Annotated in this window: 1 protein-coding gene; it reads right to left on the reverse strand. The window is 65.3% G+C overall.

Annotated features, from left to right (window positions below; genetic code table 11):
- Positions 1–109: 109 nt before the first annotated feature.
- The coding region (locus F6X40_RS41500) for a DUF3141 domain-containing protein (protein WP_187631893.1) at positions 110–1091 on the reverse strand (982 nt) is incomplete at its 5' end.

Below are 1091 nucleotides of genomic sequence, written 5' to 3' on the forward strand. Positions count from 1 at the left end.
ACGACGGCCAGAAGCATGGGCGCAAGATTACGGCATTGCGCAATGAGCTCGTGGTACTTGACGTGTCTGGATTCCATGGCGGGTTCCCTCACTGACGGGTTGGCGGCACTCACGATGCCGTGGCCCGAACCCGCGGTGCGCGGGCCTTTTGGGGCTGCGACTCGAGCGCGGTGGTCGCGCCGAGCACTGACCGGATGGCGCGCAGCGCCTCTTCCTGCGCGGGTGTCGGCGGGATGCGCAGCACCCGCCGGTCGGCCAGCAGCTTGTCGAGCAAGGTCAGGAGCCGGTTTCGGTCTTCCGGGCTGGCGAGCAGATCGGGCAACGTCTGGATAGCCTGTTGCGGCTCAAAAGTCGCGATGAGTTCCTGCTCCCCGCGAATGCGCCGCCAGTCGGCAGGAGGCAAATGCGGCAGGTCGTCGGCATATTCATCGACCAGTTGCTTGACTGTCTCGATGCGCGATAGCGGCAGCGGCTCGCCCTTTGGCGCGAGCAGGAACGCGGTGCGCGCGACCGCCTCGTTGTAGCCGCCCTGCCTCAGCGAGGCGAGCGCCGCCTGGACGAACGGCAGGCTGCGAGGATCGGCGGCGGCGGACGTGCCGGCCCCATGCTCGCCGAGGCGGTCCGGGTCGTACATTGCGAAAAGATTCGCGTAGATGGAGAAGAACAGTGCTTCGATGCTGGCGTCTCTTACCGCCCGGAACTGATCGAGCGAGGCGCTGATCAGTTCTGAGCCGCGCTGCTCCACCTTGCGCCAGGGTTCGAGGTCGCTCGAGGGCTGCCGGCTGGCTCTGACAGCATCGGCCATCGGACGCAGCGCGGCCACCCACGGATTCAGGTCCGAGAATGCCCAGCGCTGGAGACGCAACGGATGAAAATCGCGCAGCAACCGCGCGGTCATCTCGCTCGACGCATGCTGCACAAAGGGTTGAACGAACAGCTCGTAGGCTCGCTGGTTGAACTCCGACACCACCGCCACGGCCTTGAACGGCTTTTCGTCCTCGCGCCGCAACTCGTTGAAATGCTCGACGGCTTCTTCCAGCCGGTGTTCGGTGAGCGAGACCTCGTATTCCGTTTTGCCGTCTGCGCCCTTT

The sequence above is a fragment of the Paraburkholderia sp. UCT31 genome, from assembly GCF_014397655.1.
Lineage (GTDB): Bacteria > Pseudomonadota > Gammaproteobacteria > Burkholderiales > Burkholderiaceae > Paraburkholderia > Paraburkholderia tuberum.